This window comes from Paenibacillus sp. FSL R7-277, assembly GCF_000517965.1.
In the GTDB taxonomy this organism is placed as follows: Bacteria; Bacillota; Bacilli; order Paenibacillales; family Paenibacillaceae; genus Paenibacillus_AQ; species Paenibacillus_AQ silagei.
This window is the reverse complement of the sequence record NZ_ASPX01000115.1, coordinates 245859-263376: the sequence shown is the minus strand read 5'-3', so window position 1 is coordinate 263376 and position 17518 is coordinate 245859. Positions and strand designations below refer to the sequence as shown.

Genomic DNA, 17518 nt, shown 5'->3' with positions numbered 1-17518 from the left:
ACTTGAACCTGTTAACCTCTGTTATTCATAGCTGAGATATGGCAATAAGCGGACGAAGCTCTTCAATTAATGCCCGGTCTGCCAGATCATCGGAGAACGCTGTGGCACTTCCTGATGCCACACCGGCACGGAATGCTTCCAGCACATTCCCTGTCAGCGACAAGGTGCCCACGAATCCGGCAATCATCGAATCTCCCGCACCTACTGAATTCCTCACCTGGCCCTTAGGAGCGCTGGCGTGGTAGACTTCTTGCCCCGTAATGAACAATGCGCCTTCGCCAGCCATGGAGACCAGTACATGCTTGGCGCCGCCCATAAGCAGCTTGCGTCCGTAAGTGATAATCTCCTCCCGGGTGCTGATCTGAACTCCGAACAGCTCTGCCAGCTCATGGTGATTCGGCTTGACCAGCAGTGGTCCCTGGGATAAGGCGTCCTGCAAGGCCTGCCCGGTCGTATCAATAACGAACTCCGCGCCCTTCTGCCTGCATACTGCAATCAGCCTGCTGTAGAAATCTCCGCCCAGCGAAGGTGGCGTGCTGCCTGACAGGATCACAATGTCACCCGGCTTCAGGGCTTCCAGCTTAAGCAGCAGTGCAGCCGTCTCGGTCTCCGTAATGACAGGACCGGCCCCGTTAATCTCCGTCTCCTGGCCGGCCTTAAGCTTGATATTGATCCGGGTATCGTCCGCAATATGAACGAAGTCGCCGGATATCCCTTCCTGGCCCAGCCAGGTGTCAATGTAGCCGCCGGTGAATCCGCCAAGAAATCCGGTGGCCGTATTCTCCACGCCGAGCTGCTTCAGAACACGCGATACGTTAATCCCTTTCCCTCCGGGCAGCTTCATATCGCGCTTCATCCGGTTGAGTCCGCCCAGTGTTAGCTCTTCTACCTCCACGATATAATCGACGGAAGGATTGAGTGTCACCGTATAAATCATCATTCATCCCTCATTTATAATGTTTGTCTTCCCATCCCATCACACCAGTGTATAATCCACATCCAGCTTCTCAAGCTGCCTCCGGAAGCTATCCGGAATCCCCGTATCCAGAATGCAGTGGTCCATCTCCTGCAGATCCGCAACCTTGCAGAAGGAGATCTGCCCGATCTTGCTATGGTCGGCCAGCAGGATCGTCTGCTTCGCTACCGCGATCATTTTGCGCTTGGTGGCCGCTTCCAGCATATTCGGGGTCGTAATCCCTTCGCGGATATCCAGCCCATTGGTGCCGAGGAATGCCTTATCTACCCGAACCATATCCAGCGAGCGTTCGGTCATCGGTCCGACAAAAGCCATGGTGTCCGGCCTTAGCATCCCGCCTGTAATAGACACCTCAATATGGCGGCAGTCCTTCAGCTCGTTCAGCGCCATGATTGAGTTGGTAATGACCTTGAGATTACGGAACGATTTCAGCGCCCGGGCAATCTGCAGGGTGGTGGTACCTCCGTCAAGGAGAATGGCATCACCATCTTCAATCATCTCCACAGCCTTCCCGGCAATCCGCAGCTTCTCTTCCAGGAACCGGTCTTCCTTGTCAGGAACCGCCGCTTCAAAGTTCACACTCTGCAGGGACACCGCCCCGCCATGCGTACGCTTCAGCAGCCGCGCCTCCTCCAGCTCCTTGAGGTCCCTGCGGATGGTGGATTCAGAGACGGACAGCTCCTGGCCGAGCTCCTGAACCGAAGCTCTTGTATGCTTCTCGACAAACAGCAGAATCATCCGTTTGCGTTCTTCTTCAAACATGCAGCTCACTCCTTAGGATGTGCAGCTACCCGCTGCCGGATTCCTATATATACAGTAACTACTGAATTGAAAGATAAGATGACTGGATTCAAATCACTTGTGACTGATGTTGATCATTTGTGCTCATTTATGATTGTAACAGCGTTTTCATGAACTGTAAAGAGGCTACTATTCAGCCGGATACACTACTGCTGTAAGAATTGGCGTATGCTCTGCTCATTTATGCTCATTTCAGCCTTGTAACTATATCATCCGGTGCGGTAAATTACCTCCCGATTGCCCATTTCACAATGGCAGCGAGCGACATATTTATATTACATATGGGGAAAAGCGGGTGAACAGGAGATGGCCTATTACAATAACAACGGATATGGCAGCGCAGGCGGTAACGGCGGTAATGGCAGTAGCAGCGGCATTAACGGCCACGGAGGGGGCGGCAGTGACGGCCCAGTAGAAACCGAGGAGCTCAGTGCAGAGGATTATGCGATTATTGCCGCCGGCTTCGGCGTACTCGGGGAACTGTTTGCTTTTTTCTCTCTGGTAAAAGCCAAGCAGGTGACCAAGGAAACAGGCGGACAGGTAGGTGCCGGCATCGACCCGGTGCTGTTCGTACAGAACCGCAAAAAAAAAGCAGCCAGACGAAAGTCCCGCCGGCTGCGTTGATCCCTTATATTTTCCGAACCCATCACTCACTTCAAAGGAATGACCTCATGCTTCGCAAATATGACCTGCACCTTCTCCCTCAGCTCCTCTTCGGGCAGAAGGACAATGACAATAATATGCTCCAGATCAGCATGCTCCGCATACGCCTCCGCGTCATCTTGCGGAATCCCCATTCCGATCAGGCTGACCGCTAGGCCGTCTGTCTCCAGATCCGCCCCCGCGAGCTTGCGGGCTGCCGGACCTGCTGCGACCGCAGAATCCGCGACCATATCCAGGCCTACCCCAAGCCCGCGGGCTGTACCGTACAAGCCATTATTCCCCTGCCCCGTCTCCACATCTCCAATCGCGGCATCCTTGCTGATGATCTCCAGCGTGTTCTTCTGCTTCGTGACAGCAGAGATATGCTTCGCCTTGATCCCATTCTTCTTCAATTCTTCGATCGCCAGCACCGCATCACTCCGGTGTCCAAAAATCCCCAATACCAATGTTGGCATGCGGCATCCCTCCTCTTACAGCTACTGCGATATTACCACTCTGCCTGTGGCTTGAATCCCGCATGTGGCGGCGGCTCCCGGTCAGGTCTGAATCAATCTCTTCTAATTGGGTTATAAAGATACGTATACATAAACATAACTTAAGAGATAGGGGGGGCTGCTGTGCTTCAAAGCAAGTATTTTCGGACCTGCCTGGCCATTATCGCCTTTTTGACGATTCTGTACCTGGGCTCGAAGGTCATTTTTCTGTTCACACCGCTGGTATCTATCATTCAACTGCTGCTCGTACCCATGATGCTGTCGGGCTTTATGTATTATCTTCTGCGGCCGATTGTCAACTATCTGGGGACCAAAAATGTTAACCGCGGGCTGTCCGTCCTGCTGATTTATCTTGTGTTTACCGGACTGTTCGTCTTATTCTGGGTGCTGGTCTGGCCTACACTGCGCGAGCAAATCCAGAACTTCATTGACAATACGCCTTATCTGGTCGAGGGTATTCAGAATCAGTTCAACAAGCTCCAGAATGATCCGTCGTTCTCCCGCTTCTTCAAGGGTGACACGGATGTGACCACACGCCTGACGGAGTATGTGAACAGTGCCATTAACTGGGTGACCAATTCGATGTCCAATCTGATCACAGTGATCTCCAGTATTGTCGTGGTTATCGCTACCCTGCCGATCATTCTCTATTACATGCTGAAGGACGGGCACAAGCTGTCACCGATTCTTCAGGGCCTGATTCCGAGAAAGTACCGCAAGGAAGGCCAGGAGATGTTCAAGGATATTGACTCTGCACTCAGCGGCTTCATCGTTACACGTGTCCTGCTTAATGTGGTGCTGGGCATCTTGCTATACATCGGATTTTTGCTGATCGGCCTGCCTTATTCTCTGCTGCTCGCCGTGATCTCCATCCCGCTGAATTTCATTCCCTATGTGGGCTCGCTGCTGGCGGCGGTTCCGGTTGTTATCGTGGGGTTCATAGAATCGCCTTCTATGGCTATCTGGTCAGCGGTCGTCATTCTGATCGCGCAGCAGATTCAGGATAACGTGCTGTCACCGGTCATCTATGGCAAGTCGCTGGATGTTCACCCGTTGACAACAGTGCTGCTTGTACTTGTGGGGGGCGACTTCTATGGACTGATCGGCGTCCTCATTGCGCTTCCGGTCTATATGATTATCAAAATCATCTTCCTGCGCATATACGAGATCATTATCGCTGAACGGGTGGATCAACCCGTACCCGAGCCAAGTGCTCCGCCGGGGATTGAGATTGAGATCGTCAAGGACGATAAGGTATAGTAAAACAACCCCACAAAGCGGGGCTTTAGCGTAGGTGATAACTCAGGTACTTTGCGGGGGCTCCAAAACATATAAATTCTTATCTTTTAATAAAAAGCCCTCCGGCGCTGATGATCTCCGCGCCGGAGGGCTTTTCAATGTACATGCTTGAATGTGTCCAGACTTTAGCCCCGCAGCGAGCGGACCACGAAAGTGTGGTTGCCCTTAGGCAGGTTCTGCCCGCCATGCAGCGTCACGGAGCCTTTGGTATGTGCGATGATCGTCGCATTGAATGCCACCAGCTGGTCCCCTTTCCAGACAGTAACCGCTGATTTGAAATAGACGGCATTATCAAACTGCAGACGTTCTCTCATGATATATCCGACCGAATGGAGAACCGGGGGCAAAGCCCTCTCTTTGGGAGCCAGGGCTTTGATGTACACAATATCGCGGAAAGGGACGGCAATCTCCTGATGCCCAATGACGGCTACCGAAGCTGCAAGATCCCATCTGCGCAGAACGCCTTTCATGATCGTATATGGCTGCTCGCCGCAGTACATAATGACCGGTCTGCCAACCCAATGCTTCATGGCTCCACGCCCTTCCCTGTGCCTGAACTACTTATACCTTCGGTATGGACCAGTCTATGCCCTTAAGCCCATGTTGCTCCAGATACTGGTTGGCCTGAGAGAACGGGCGGCTGCCGAGAAATCCCCGGTGTGCAGAGAACGGGCTCGGATGCGGAGACTGGATCACCTTATGCCTGCTGCGGTCAACTACCGCGCCCTTGAGCTGGGCATGACTGCCCCACAGGATGAACACCATCGGTTCTGTACGCTCGTTTAGCTTCTCCATAATAGCATCCGTGAAGGTCTCCCAGCCCAGCCCCTTATGCGAATTCGGCTGGCCCTCGCGTACTGTCAGGACGGCATTGAGCATCAGCACGCCCTCTTCCGCCCAGTGCAGCAGCGATCCGTGGCCCGGCACCTCTATACCGAGATCACTGTGCAGCTCAGCGTAGATATTGCGCAGCGACGGCGGAATCCTTACACCCGGCTCTACCGAGAAGCTAAGGCCATGGGCCTGTCCTGCGCCGTGATAAGGGTCCTGTCCGAGAATCACTACCCGGGTCTTGCTGTAAGGCGTCAGCTTCAGCGCCGAGAACAGCTTGTCCTTCGGGGGATAGACTGTATACTGCTTATACTCGCGTGCCAGGGCATAGCGCAATTCCTCAAAGTAAGGCTTCTGCGTCTCTTCCTGCAGCACTTCATCCCAATCGTTGCCAAACATTCGGTTCTCCTCCCAATTCCCCTGCTATTAGTATTGTTTCATTACCTGTTATTAACCAGAATAACAGGAACTTATTTGCGGCCATAGTCCGCCTTGATCTCGCCCCATGACTTCGTCTGCCATTTCAGCACCTTGTTGTCATAAGTGTGGCTGCGCAGCCAGCTCTCCGCCCGGTCAATCAGCTGCCAGATCTCCTCTGTAGAGGCATCCCGGGGCAAGGTCGTGGCCACCTTTTTCTGCTTGACCCATTTCATTGCATTGACAGAATCACTATAGACCGTCTTGCTGCTGCCTTCCTGCTTAAGATGAGCCAGCGCATGCACAATCGCCAGGAACTCTCCAAGGTTATTAGTCCCTTTGCGGATCGGACCGCAGGAGAAAATCACATCCCCGGTCTGGGTATCTACGCCTTTGTATTCGACCGGTCCGGGATTCCCCCGGGTGCCTACATCCACGGAGATACTGTCATAATCAATCTCCTCAGATGTCTCCACGCCGGCACTCCGGCTCCAGGACTTGCCTGATTTGCTTGTGCCGGACGCCCCTGAAGCTGCAGCACCGGTTCCCCAGTTGCCCTTCCAGCCTGCCTTGAAGGCTGTCTCAGCCGCCGACTTGCTCTCATAAGACTTATATTTCGCTCCGGTATAATGATCCGTCTGCGCCTGGCATTCCGCCCATGTATTGTAGACTCCGGGCTGCTTGCCTTCCCATACAACGTAGTATTTCTGCTTAGCCATTCCTGTTGCTCCCTCCTGCCGGTGTAACCTTATCCAGAAATCTATTGTAATGCATACCGCGTTCATATTGAAGCCTGAACACACTCACACGCCTGCTGCCAGCCCGAATATCTATTTGGATAAATACCGGCAGGCGCGTTCATACTAATACGGCAGCTCAGTCCAGCACAGCCAGCGTAGTATCAATAATGGTCTGGAGCTTGCCCGCATCCCTCGTTGCCTTGACCATAACCCGCAGTCCAACCAAGGCATTGTGCAGATAAGCAGCAAGCGCCGGAGCCGCATGACGGGAGGAGAGTTCTCCGGTCTCCTGTCCATGCAGGATCAGCTGTTCCATTAATCTCTCGGTATTCAAAAAAGCCTCATTGGCCCGCTCAGCAGCTTCCGGATCATGAGCCGACAGCTCCACTGCCGTATTCACCAGCATACAGCCCTTCGGCTCCGCTTCACTTCTGTGAACTGTGGCTTCGAATAAGAGGCGGATGGCAGCCTTGGCTGAGGTGATGCCCTCGATCCGGCTCTCCAGCCGGGAGCTTTGAAGGGCTGCAAAGCGCTCCAGCGCTTTTATATATAAGGTATGCTTGTCTCCAAAGGTGTCATACATGCTTCGCTTGTGAATTCCCATGCCGGCTACAAGATCCTGCATGGACGTCTTCTCATAGCCCTGCTGCCAGAAAATCGTCATTGCCTTGAGCAATACATCATCAATGTCAAACTCTTTGCTTCGCGCCATGATCATGCTCCTTTCGCGGTCTATTTTACCATTTATAGAACGATCGGTAAATATTATTGTAGCAGTGTTAACTAAATCACATTAATTCCGCACCAATCATTCTATATTAATTTCAAGGAAAATACCATCAGCATTACACACCCCAAGGAGGTTAACACAATGAGAAAGTTCGCAGTAATACTGGCGGCATTCACCCTGACCCTGCTCATCGGCTGCGGCAACGCAAACAAAAATGCAGGCAACACGGGCACAGCAGAGAACACGGGCAATACGGCAGCTACTGCTGCCCCGGATGCAGTCACTTCAGCTTCGGTAGTCGATAACGGGGAAGCCTTCAAGAAGGCGATCAGCAAAGACGGCACCTGGATTGCAGCTACGCTGAAGGACCTGAGCTTCTCCGAGGAGCTTGTGCTCGACGGACAATTCATCCATAAGGAAGAGCCTGCCCGCAAAATCGCGCTCTATACCCAGGATGCCGATCACAACATCACGAACTCCTTCAAGCTCACCGCGCCCAAATTGACGATCCGTAGCGAGAATGCCCGGATTCAGGGAGGGACCTTTGTGGGTGATGTCTATGTAGAGGCTAACGGCTTCGCCGTCGTGAATGCCACCATTGAAGGTAATGTCTATTTCTCCGATGACAAATATCAGGCTACCTATTCCGCAGCAGACCAGGGTAAGGTAACCGGCGTCACCGAAGTGAAAAAATAATGCGGCAGGGTGCGGGGTGTTCCTCTTCGGGCAAGCGGCCGGGGAGAATACCCCTTTTTCTTGTTGTTGCCCGCGAAAAGAGGTGCTGGCCTAATGAAGTTCATCCATAAGTATGCTATCCTTCCCCTTCTGCTCCTGATGCTCTCCTCCTGCGGCGGACAGGACTTAGCGGAGCCGGAGCCGCAATACCGGATTCAGTCCGGCCATGATCTGAGTATTCTGACAACGAGCGACACCCATTATTTAGCGCAGGAGCTAAGGGATCTCGGACCTGCCTTCCAGCAGTTTCTGGCTGCCGGTGACGGCAAGCAGCTCGGCTACAGCAAGGAGATGATGGAGGCGCTGGGCTATGATATCGGAATCCGCAAGCCGGATGTGGTGATTATCAGCGGGGATCTCAGCAACAACGGGGAAGAAGCCAGCCATAAGGAGCTGGCCGGACATCTGAAGCGCATCGAGCAAGACACCGGAACCCGGATCTATGTGATCCCGGGCAATCATGATATCCGGAATCCCTGGGCCCGGAGCTTCCGCGATAAGCGCCAATACGCCACAGATTCCGTGAGCGCCAAGGCATTCCGCCAGATCTATGGCAGCTTCGGTTATGATGAGGCCCTGCTGAGAGACGAGGATTCGCTCAGTTATCTGGCTGCCCCTTCGGAGGAACTGTGGCTGCTCATGCTGGATACTGCACAGTACGGAGACAATAAAGCGCTGGGCCATCCCCAGCTGGAGGGCCGGGTGAGTGACCGGACCCTGGAATGGATCGCTGCCTGCGGCGCGAAGGCCGCTGCCGCAGGCGCGCAGCTCGTGACGGTCATGCATCACAGCCTGCTGAATCACAGTGAATTCATTCAGGAGGGCTTCACTGTAGAGGACCATGCCAAGGTTACAGATGCCTTGATGCAGAGCGGTGTACGGACGGTTCTCAGCGGGCATATACACATTCAGGACATCAGTGAATATAGCCATGACGGGGAGCGTATCTATGACATCGCCAGCAGTGCTTTATCTGTTTTTCCCCATCAATACGGACTCTTAACCTATTCCTCCGCCCGTCAGACTCTGGATTACAGCACGGCAAGATTAGGGATGGAGCAATGGGCAGCAGCCTCCGGCAATACCGATCCAAATCTGCTGGACTTCAGAGCCTACAGTGAAGTCAACTTCCGCAAGCGGTCTGCCACCCGGAGTTATTACCGTCTGGCTGAAGACCCCGCTTACGCCCGTTATACGGAGGCTGCGCTGAAGCAAATGGCTGACGTTGTGGGAAGGCTGAACGAGAATTACTTCGCAGGCTCTGCTAGTACGGACAATGCAGCCGTGACCGCCACAGAAGGCTACCGGCTCTGGCAAGACGCCCCGCCAAGTGGAACGAGAAGCTATGTTCTGGAGATGGCCTCGCAGCAGCCGAAGAACAATCATGAACTGCATGTCCAGCTTCCTCAGCGGTGATGTTTGAAAAACTGGAAATAGGTGTAAAATAGACAAGTATGCTTACACCTACTGCTGAGGAGATGATAATCACCATGTTCACACGTATGGATGAGATTATGATTGAAATCCCGGACGTCGAGAAACCAGATCCTAATGCTGCAGCAGCCGTACAAGAGCTGCTCGGAGGCAAATTCGGTGAGATGTCAACACTCAATAACTACTTGTACCAGTCCTTCAACTTCCGGTCCAAGGACAAGCTGAAGCCCTTCTACGACCTGGTAATGAGCATTACCGCCGAAGAGCTGGGCCATGTTGAGCTGGTCTCCCACGCCGTGAACAAATGTCTAAGAGGTTCCACGGCTTATAAGAAACCGGATTCCACACCGCTTGCGGATGTCAAAGACGCACGGCTGTCTTATCATTTCCTGGCAGGCGCACAGGGGGCCATGCCGTTCGATTCGATGGGCAATCCATGGACCGGAGCTAATGTGTTCAACAGCGGTAATCTGGTGGAGGACCTGCTTCATAACTTCTTCCTGGAGTGCGGGGCCAGAACCCATAAAATGAAGGTCTACGAAATGACCGACCACCCTGCAGCCCGGGCGGTAGTCGGCTTCCTGCTTGTCCGTGGAGGTGTTCACGTGGTCGCTTACGCCAAGGCGCTGGAGATTGCCACAGGCGTCAATGTTACCAAGCTGGTGCCCATTCCTTCCTTGGACAACAAAGCTTTCAATGAAGCCAGAAAGTACGAGGAAAAAGGCGTTCATACGAAGCTGTACACCTGGAGCGATAAGGATTTCAGCTCCATTGACCAGATCTGGAAGGGGACTCACCCGGAGGACGGGCTGCCGCTTGAGGTCATTCAGGGCGTACCGGAAGGCTTCCCTATCCCCGAGGCCCCGGAAGTGAAGGAAGAATTCGCACCGGGCATCTCTGCCGAGGAATTCAAGGAGATTGCCAAACGGCTGAAAATGGCCGGGAATATTCATGACTAGCAGCTTGAGCCAAGCCTAGCGGATAATAGCACCGATAGAGAAGCGGATGTCCCGGAAGCCATGAACTGGCTGCCGGAACATCCGCTTTGTTTGGGTATGGATACTTCTAAGATCTCTGCCTTATAACTCCGGCTCAAGCAGCAGTGAGGTATCGGCAACAGCCCGCCCATTCACAAGCAGCACAAGGGTATGCTCTCCGGGATAGTGCTTCCGTGTAGTCAGGTTGGCCCAGCGGTGGGTCCGTGTACCGGAGAGTCTGGTGCCGCCGGGCACGGTTTTGTCGGATAACAGAAACAGCTTGCGCGAGGTCTTGCCGCCGGCCTTGACGAAGTTGATCCCGTATTCAATGCGGATGCGCACCGGACCGCCCTCCCGGATTGTCAGAGTGTATTGCAGCTCACAGTGCTCCCCAATCCGCAGCTCGGCCGGGTCGGCCGTTAGGACAGCCAAGCTGACCAGCGGGGTACCGCTCTCCTCCGGGGCATATCCGAACAGCTCCATGATCTCAGGGTCCGCCTTGCGGATCAGAGAGCGGCAGCCATGCCGCACAATCCAGTTCGTCTTTACATTACTGCCCAGCCAGCGGCGGGCGGTAGCTATCACGATATCAGGGTGATCCTTCGCGATATCGTTCAGGTTGTTGGCTACACTTTTGCGCACATAGAGTGACGGGTCAGCCTTCAGCTTCTCCAGCAGCGGCAATAGCGGAGACGGATCGCGCTTGAACATCGGCAATGCCTGGCCCCAGGGCAGGCGGGGACGGCTGCCCTCGCTGGCGAGCCGCCGCACATGCTCCCCCGGATGCTCCGCCCAGACCAGCATTTGAGCCATCATCCGCTGCGGGTCACGCAGCAGGAACGGCCTGACGGCAAATTCCGCCGAGGACTTCGGGGTGAACCGCTCCAGCGCCTCCATCGACAGCTCCCAGTGCTCCTCACCTCCACCATACACCTCTACGAAATCCGGGAAAATCAGATACGGGAAGCCGACACAGTCCTTATCTATCGCATACAATATCTTCAGCGCTTCCTCATAGGCCGGGGGCAGGCAGCTGCCCAGTGTCTCTGTAATCCTCCGCATCCGTGCCTTCAGCTCCAGCTCCTCCCACGGCTCCCTCATCGCCTCAGCCATGAAGCGGCCTAGCTCGAACGAACCGTAGACGGCTTTAATCTTCATTCCCAGGCTATGCAGGAATTCTTGGTTGTACATTGCTTTCAGGGGTTCGGCCATTCTTGAATTCCTCCTGCTGATGTAATTGGATTCTCTTATAATGAGAGCATACCATACGAACCGGACATCCCTGTGTCAACTTTCGGCTGGATATATATACACCAAGTATAGCCTATGTTCAAATCCGGCAGCCTGTCGTACAATAAGATTTAAGTTTTTTCCGCTGACGATGAACTTATTTGATGAAAGGACTGGGACTTTTGCCACAGACACTTGTTAAAAACATTGATTTTTTCGTAGCCGCACTGTCACAGACCTTCGTATCCGCCCTCCAGCTTGACCCTGACGGAATGTACTCCCAGGTAGGCAGCGGAGTCGTTGACAAATTCTCTGATGAGTATGTCCGGCTGAAAAGATTCGACGGCTCCACCTCGCATTACGCCCGCGATATTACGAAATTTCAGCATAACCATGCCTGAGAAGCTTCGGGGTCTCTTCATCAAAGGAGAAACAGCGCTCGCCTGTGATCCTCCCTCCCCTCTTCAAACGCAGACCCTGGACCCTGATCCGGGTCTGTTTTTGCGTTGACTATTCACAAAATATTAACGTGTGCATTCCAATAAACTATTGACTTGACGCTGCTGGAGAACTAAACTGAAATCGTTAACAATTCCATGTACCCGGGGAGAACCTATGATTACCATCAAAGATATTGCCCGTGTTGCCGGTGTGTCCCATACTACTGTATCGAGGGCGCTGAACGGCAACCCGCTGATCAAGAAGGCCACCCGGGATAAGATTGAACGGATTGCCGCCGAAATGAATTATGTGCCCAATTACAGTGCCAAGAGCCTGGTCACCAAAAGATCGTTCATCATCGGCCTGTTCTTCTCCAGTATTGAGCAGGGGACTTCCTCAAGCTTCCTGGTGGATGCCATCAAAGGCATTACGCACATTCTCGATGAGAACTATAATCTGACGGTGAACGGGATCGACGGTGTGCAGCATTTCAGCAATATTCAGCCGCAGCGCTTCGACGGCATTCTGGTCATGAGCCAGAGCGATGAAGACAATGCCTTCATCTATCATGTGAAGAAGACCGGCATTCCGCTAGTGGTGCTGAACCGCCAGTTGGAGGACCCCGGCATCATGAACGTGGTCGCCAATGACCGCGAAGGCGTCAAGGAAGCGATTGATTATGCTGTGCAGCAGGGTCACCGCAAGCTGGCTATTATTGAAGGCAAGCCCGGCTTCAAGTCCTCAAGCGAACGTAAGCAGGGCTTCCTGGACAGTCTGATTGCAGGCCGGCTTCCGCTGAACCCTGATTATTTTGCCCCGGGAGATTACAGCATCGAGAGCGGATATGCGGCGATGAGCAAGCTGCTTAGCCTGGAGGACCGGCCTACGGCTGTGTTCTGCTCCAATGATGATATGGCGATTGGCGCCATGAATGCCTGCTATGCCCACAAGGTGCAGGTGCCGGAGCAGATCTCACTGATCGGCTTCGATGATATGATGTTCGCCCGCTATACGAATCCTGCCCTAACCACGGTCCGCAAGCCGATTGCCGAGATCAGTGAGCTGGGCATTACCATGCTGATCCAGCTGCTTCAGCAGCCGGAGACCCCGCCGCAGCAGCTGTTCGTTAAGACTTCGCTGGTGGTAAGGGATACGGTTGCAGAAGTATAACTCTATTTCAACCTACCCGCTATTTTCTGCAGATACGGAGCCTTCCTGGACAAGAGAAGGAATTCCGTATCTTGCTTAAAATAAAATGTTAACGTGTGCAATTTATCACTGTATTTTAAAGGAGATCATGACCACTATGACAAACCGTTTATCCAGAAGCACTCACCCGGGGCTAACCCTCCATCCGGAACGGATGATTCAGTTCGGCGAAGGCAACTTCATGCGTGCGTTCGTAGACTGGCAGCTGCAGCAAATGAACAATCAGGGTCTGTTCAACGGAAGCGCTGTCCTCATTCAGCCCATTGCGCAGGGAACCGGAGGCGTAGCTGACCTGATGGCCGCTCAAGACAACCTCTACACCGTGCTGCTTAATGGCATCATGGACAACGAGACCGTCAATTCCCGCGAAATTATCAGCTCGGTCAGCCGGGTGATTAACCCATACATGGATTATGAAGCTTATCTCGCGCTCGCCGAGAATGATGATCTGGAGTTCATCACCTCCAATACTACCGAAGCCGGCATTGCCTATCTTCCAGGCGACCGCGCAGACGATGCCCCCCCTAAGAGCTTCCCGGGCAAGCTGACTGCGCTGCTCCACCGCCGCTTCGAGCTTGGCAAGAAAGGCTTCGTCATTATCCCCTGCGAGCTGATTGACCGCAACGGCGAGAAATTACTGGAGATCGTAGAACGTTATGCGGCTGACTGGAATCTTGGTGCAGAATTCCTCCAATGGCTAAAGTCCGAGAATACCTTCTGCTGCAGTCTGGTGGACCGGATTGTCCCTGGTTATCCGCGTGACCAGGCTGCCGCCCTCGAAGCTGAGCTCGGCTATCTTGATGACGTAATGGTAACCGCAGAGCCGTTCCTCTTCTGGGTCATTGAAGGACCGGAGTCTCTGACAGAGCGCCTGCCGCTGGCTAAGGCCGGACTGAATGTCGTGGTGACACCGGATATGACGCCTTACCGCGAACGCAAGGTTCATCTGCTGAACGGACCGCATACCGCTATGGTCCCTCTGGGCCTGCTCGCCGGTCTTGAGACGGTTGAAGACGTCATGAATGACGGTACCTTCTCCCGCTTCGTGAAGCAGTTGATTGAAGAGGAGCTGATCCCTATGCTGGATCTGCCTGCCGGGCAGCTATTGTCATACGCCGATGCCGTACAGGAGCGCTTCCGCAATCCGTTCATCCGCCATGAGCTGACCTCCATCTCGCTCAACAGCATTTCCAAATTCAAGGCCCGCCTGCTCCCGGTTCTGCTTCGCTACCAGCAGGAACGCGGCCAGCTTCCGGAGCGGATGACCCTCGCCTTCGCCGCCCTGCTGCTCAGCTACCGGGGCGACCGTATTCGCCGGCAGGACGGCGCAGAGGTACTGGCAGTGTTCGATCAGGCCTGGAGCCAGCCGGCCAGCTTCGTGAACACCATTCTTGGCGACAGCAGCCTGTGGGGACAGGATCTTACCCTGCTGCCGGGACTGGCTGATGCGATAGCCGCCCATTTGCATCAGCTGGAGCATGAAGATTCCCGCGCAGCATTACAGGAACTCGTCGGCTGAACCGGCGAGTTTGCACGAAGAAGTTCAGAGAAGCGCAGCTTACAAACTTTTAGGAGGGCCAACATGAAAAACTTAATGAAAATGAACCCGAGAGATACGGTAGCTGTAGCCTTACGGCCGATTGCTGCCGGAGAAGAACTCACGATAGACGGACTAACGCTTCAGGCCGCCCAGGAGATTCCGCAGGGGCATAAGATTGCCCTGACCGGTTTCAGCAGCGGAGACATCATTACCAAATACGGTTCCCCGATCGGCCATGCCACGGCTCCGATTGCCGCAGGCGACTGGATTCATACGCATAACATCAAAACCAATCTGTCCGGGGAGGAAGAATACGAGTATGTGCCTGATGTCCATCCGGTGATTTATCCGCGCCGTGATTTGACCTTCCAGGGGTACCGGCGGAGTAACGGCAAGGTGGGCATCCGTAATGATCTGTTCATTATTCCGACCGTGGGCTGTGTGAACGGCGTTGCCGAGCAGATGCTTCAGGAGTTCAAGGCCGAGCATCCCGATCTTGGCGGATTCGACAACCTGACCGTGCTGAAGCATCCTTACGGCTGCTCCCAGCTGGGCGATGATCACCGCATGACCCGCAGCATTCTGCTCGATGCCGTTAATCATCCCAATGCAGGCGGTGTACTCGTCTTCGGCCTTGGCTGCGAGAACAATATCGTCTCCGAGTTCCGCAGCATGCTGGGCGATTATGACGGGTCCCGGGTTAAGTTCCTGGTGGCCCAGGAGGTAGGCAATGAGCTGGAAGCCGGTCTTGTGCTGCTGGAGGAGCTGTATGAAGCCGCTGCGAACGACGTTCGTGAGCCGGTTCCGCTCAGTGAGCTGAACATCGGGCTGAAATGCGGTGGCTCGGACGGATTCTCCGGCATTACGGCCAACCCGCTGCTGGGCGCATTCTCCGACTTCATCATCTCTCAGGGCGGAACCTCGGTGCTGACAGAGGTGCCGGAAATGTTCGGTGCGGAGAAGGTGCTGATGGCCCGCGCTGAGAGCAAGGAGGTCTATGATGATATCGTCTCGCTGATCAATAACTTCAAGCAGTATTTCCTCTCTTACGGCGAGCCAGTCTATGAGAATCCGTCTCCGGGCAACAAGGCCGGCGGCATCAGCACACTGGAGGACAAATCGCTCGGCTGCACCCAGAAGGCCGGTTCGTCGCCGGTGGTGGATGTATTGCAGTATGGCGTGAAGCTGCGCAAAAAAGGGCTGAGCCTCTTACAGGCTCCCGGCAACGATCTGGTCGCTGCGTCTGCGCTTGCCGCTTCCGACTGCCAGCTCGTGCTGTTCACCACCGGCCGCGGCACGCCTTTCGGCAGCTTTGTGCCTACGGTTAAGATAGCAACGAACAACGACCTTTTTGCCAAAAAAGGCCACTGGATGGACTTCAACGCAGGCCCCCTGCTGGAAACGCCGATGGCCGATGTGCTGGAGGAATTCATCACGTATATCATTGATGTCGCCAGCGGCCAAAAAACACGGAACGAGCAGAATGAAGTGCGTGAGCTGGCTATTTTCAAAACAGGCGTTACCTTGTAGAACTTATTCCAATCCATTCAAAGGGAGATCCTACTCATGTTCCTAAACGAGGACTTCATGTTGTCCGGCGAAACAGCACGGCTACTCTTTCATAATCACGCCAAAACCATGCCCATTATCGATTACCATTGCCATCTGGACCCGCGCGAAATCTATGAGGACCAGCCCTTTGAGAATCTGACCGCAGCCTGGCTGTACGGCGATCATTACAAATGGCGGCTGATGCGTGCGAACGGCGTTCCTGAATCGCATATTACCGGCGACGCCTCTGATTATGATAAATTTCTGGCCTGGGCCCGTACACTGCCTAAGGCAGTAGGCAACCCTCTGTATAGCTGGACGCATCTGGAGCTCCGCCGTTTCTTCGGTGTAGAGGAGCTGCTGAATGAAGCCACGGCGCCGGCCATCTGGGAGAAGGTCAACCGCAAGCTGGCTGAACCGGGCTTCACCCGGCGCGGCCTGATCCGCAGCAGCGGTGTCAAGGTGATCTGCACCACCGATGATCCGGCAGATTCCCTGGAGTATCACAAGCTGCTGCAGGGGAGTGAGACCGCCTTCCAGGTGTTCCCGACCTTCCGTCCTGACAAGGCGCTGAACATCGATGCCGAAGGCTTCGCCGCCTGGACCCTTAAGCTGGAGTCGGCCTCCGGCCTGCCGGTCAAGAGCTATGCCGGGTTGCTGGATGCCCTGCGTAACCGGGTTGCCTTCTTCCACGAGCAGGGCTGCCGCCTGTCGGACCATGCGCTGGATATCCTGCGTTACGAAGCAGGTGCGCCTGAGATCGTTGAAGCTATATTCGCCAAAAGAATGCAGGGTGCTGTGCTGTCACCGGAGGAAATCACCCGCTACCGCACAGAGCTGCTGACCGCGCTGATCGGTTTCTATCATGACAAGGGCTGGACCATGCAGCTTCACCTGCATGCTTACCGCAACAATAACACGCCGATGTTCCAGCGATTGGGACCGGATACCGGCTATGACGGCATCAACGATCTGCCGCTGACCACAGCGCTGTCGCAGCTGCTTGACCGGGCCGAGAGCGGCAGCGGCCTGCCGAAGACGATCCTCTACTCGCTGAATCCCGGCGACTACCCTGCCCTGCTGGCTCTGCTGGGCTGCTACCAGAAGGACACCCCCGGCAAGCTCCAGCTTGGCTCCGGCTGGTGGTACAACGATACGCGCAGCGGCATGCGCCAGCAGCTGACCCTGCTGGCTGAGAACAGCCTGCTCGGCAACTTCGTCGGCATGCTGACCGATTCGCGCAGCTTCCTGTCGTATACCCGGCATGAATATTTCCGCCGGGTCCTGTGCGGGCTGCTCGGTGAACTCGCCGAACGCGGGGAAGCGCCGGATGACCTAGAAGTTCTGGGGGCTATGGTCCGGGATATCTCCTACAATAACGCAGCCGGATATTTCGGCTTCCAGACTGCCGGCAGCGAAGCCGGAGTCACCGTCTAGATGGAGGCATGCT

At 54.5% G+C, this 17518-nt stretch carries 18 protein-coding genes; 10 read left to right on the top strand and 8 right to left on the bottom strand.

The annotated features are described in order from the left end of the window. Nucleotides 1-25: 25 nt before the first annotated feature. Together pfkB and C173_RS29030 are read right to left on the bottom strand one after the other, a co-directional pair. A complete protein-coding gene (gene pfkB, locus C173_RS29035) occupies nt 26-937 on the bottom strand; it encodes a 1-phosphofructokinase (RefSeq protein ID WP_036731801.1) in 912 nt (303 codons plus the stop codon). Nucleotides 938-976: 39 nt separating this feature from the next. Next, nucleotides 977-1738: a DeoR/GlpR family DNA-binding transcription regulator gene (locus C173_RS29030; RefSeq protein ID WP_036731798.1), complete on the bottom strand. Its 762-nt coding sequence runs from the start codon at nt 1736-1738 to the stop codon at nt 977-979. A gap of 345 nt (nt 1739-2083) precedes the next feature. Between C173_RS29030 and C173_RS29025 the strand changes: the two genes are divergently transcribed. Next, nucleotides 2084-2401, top strand: coding sequence for a hypothetical protein (locus C173_RS29025; protein ID WP_036731795.1), 318 nt, complete (start codon nt 2084-2086; stop codon nt 2399-2401). Between the two features lie 26 nt (nt 2402-2427). Here C173_RS29025 and C173_RS29020 read toward each other — a convergent pair whose 3' ends face one another. After that, entirely contained in the window at nt 2428-2895 is a 468-nt protein-coding gene (locus tag C173_RS29020) for a general stress protein (RefSeq protein WP_036731792.1), read from the bottom strand. Nucleotides 2896-3057: 162 nt separating this feature from the next. Here C173_RS29020 and C173_RS29015 point away from each other — a divergent pair, with 162 nt between their 5' ends. Beyond that, nucleotides 3058-4194, top strand: a complete 1137-nt coding sequence (locus C173_RS29015; protein WP_051478588.1) for an AI-2E family transporter — start codon at nt 3058-3060, stop codon at nt 4192-4194. A 164-nt stretch (nt 4195-4358) separates the two neighbouring features. Here the strand turns inward: C173_RS29015 and C173_RS29010 are convergent, their stop codons facing one another. From C173_RS29010 to C173_RS28995, 4 genes are all read right to left on the bottom strand, one after another. Then, complete coding sequence (locus tag C173_RS29010) at nt 4359-4763, bottom strand: hypothetical protein (RefSeq protein WP_036731789.1); 405 nt, start codon at nt 4761-4763, stop codon at nt 4359-4361. Nucleotides 4764-4794: 31 nt separating this feature from the next. Then, a complete protein-coding gene (ung, locus tag C173_RS29005; protein WP_036731786.1) occupies nt 4795-5463 on the bottom strand; it encodes a uracil-DNA glycosylase in 669 nt (222 codons plus the stop codon). A 71-nt stretch (nt 5464-5534) separates the two neighbouring features. Next, nucleotides 5535-6200 carry a ribonuclease H gene (rnhA, locus tag C173_RS29000; RefSeq protein ID WP_036731783.1) on the bottom strand — a complete coding sequence of 222 codons (666 nt, stop codon included), beginning with the start codon at nt 6198-6200 and terminating at the stop codon, nt 5535-5537. Between the two features lie 157 nt (nt 6201-6357). Continuing rightward, complete coding sequence (locus tag C173_RS28995) at nt 6358-6933, bottom strand: TetR/AcrR family transcriptional regulator (protein ID WP_036731780.1); 576 nt, start codon at nt 6931-6933, stop codon at nt 6358-6360. A gap of 159 nt (nt 6934-7092) precedes the next feature. Between C173_RS28995 and C173_RS28990 the strand changes: the two genes are divergently transcribed. The 3 genes from C173_RS28990 to C173_RS28980 all read left to right on the top strand — a co-directional run bounded on the left by C173_RS28990 (nt 7093) and on the right by C173_RS28980 (nt 10079). Beyond that, nucleotides 7093-7647 carry a hypothetical protein gene (locus tag C173_RS28990; protein ID WP_036731778.1) on the top strand — a complete coding sequence of 185 codons (555 nt, stop codon included), beginning with the start codon at nt 7093-7095 and terminating at the stop codon, nt 7645-7647. A gap of 93 nt (nt 7648-7740) precedes the next feature. Further along, entirely contained in the window at nt 7741-9102 is a 1362-nt protein-coding gene (locus C173_RS28985; RefSeq protein ID WP_036731775.1) for a metallophosphoesterase, read from the top strand. A gap of 74 nt (nt 9103-9176) precedes the next feature. Further along, a complete protein-coding gene (locus C173_RS28980) occupies nt 9177-10079 on the top strand; it encodes a manganese catalase family protein (RefSeq protein WP_036731772.1) in 903 nt (300 codons plus the stop codon). Between the two features lie 120 nt (nt 10080-10199). Here C173_RS28980 and C173_RS28975 read toward each other — a convergent pair whose 3' ends face one another. Beyond that, nucleotides 10200-11309, bottom strand: a complete 1110-nt coding sequence (locus C173_RS28975; RefSeq protein ID WP_036731769.1) for a hypothetical protein — start codon at nt 11307-11309, stop codon at nt 10200-10202. A 182-nt stretch (nt 11310-11491) separates the two neighbouring features. Between C173_RS28975 and C173_RS28970 the strand changes: the two genes are divergently transcribed. The 5 genes from C173_RS28970 to uxaC all read left to right on the top strand — a co-directional run bounded on the left by C173_RS28970 (nt 11492) and on the right by uxaC (nt 17505). Beyond that, nucleotides 11492-11728 (top strand): hypothetical protein, encoded by a 237-nt coding sequence (locus C173_RS28970; protein ID WP_036731766.1) that lies wholly within the window; start codon nt 11492-11494, stop codon nt 11726-11728. A gap of 214 nt (nt 11729-11942) precedes the next feature. Next, nucleotides 11943-12938, top strand: coding sequence for a LacI family DNA-binding transcriptional regulator (locus tag C173_RS28965; RefSeq protein WP_036731763.1), 996 nt, complete (start codon nt 11943-11945; stop codon nt 12936-12938). Between the two features lie 136 nt (nt 12939-13074). Then, the gene (locus tag C173_RS28960) at nt 13075-14496 is read left to right on the top strand and encodes a tagaturonate reductase (protein WP_081751389.1); all 1422 of its coding nucleotides are present in this window, start codon (nt 13075-13077) and stop codon (nt 14494-14496) included. Nucleotides 14497-14559: 63 nt separating this feature from the next. Further along, nucleotides 14560-16047 (top strand): UxaA family hydrolase, encoded by a 1488-nt coding sequence (locus tag C173_RS28955; RefSeq protein WP_036731758.1) that lies wholly within the window; start codon nt 14560-14562, stop codon nt 16045-16047. Nucleotides 16048-16083: 36 nt separating this feature from the next. Then, on the top strand, nt 16084-17505 hold the full coding sequence (gene uxaC, locus C173_RS28950; RefSeq protein WP_036731756.1) for a glucuronate isomerase: 1422 nt from the start codon (nt 16084-16086) through the stop codon (nt 17503-17505). Nucleotides 17506-17518: the final 13 nt, after the last annotated feature.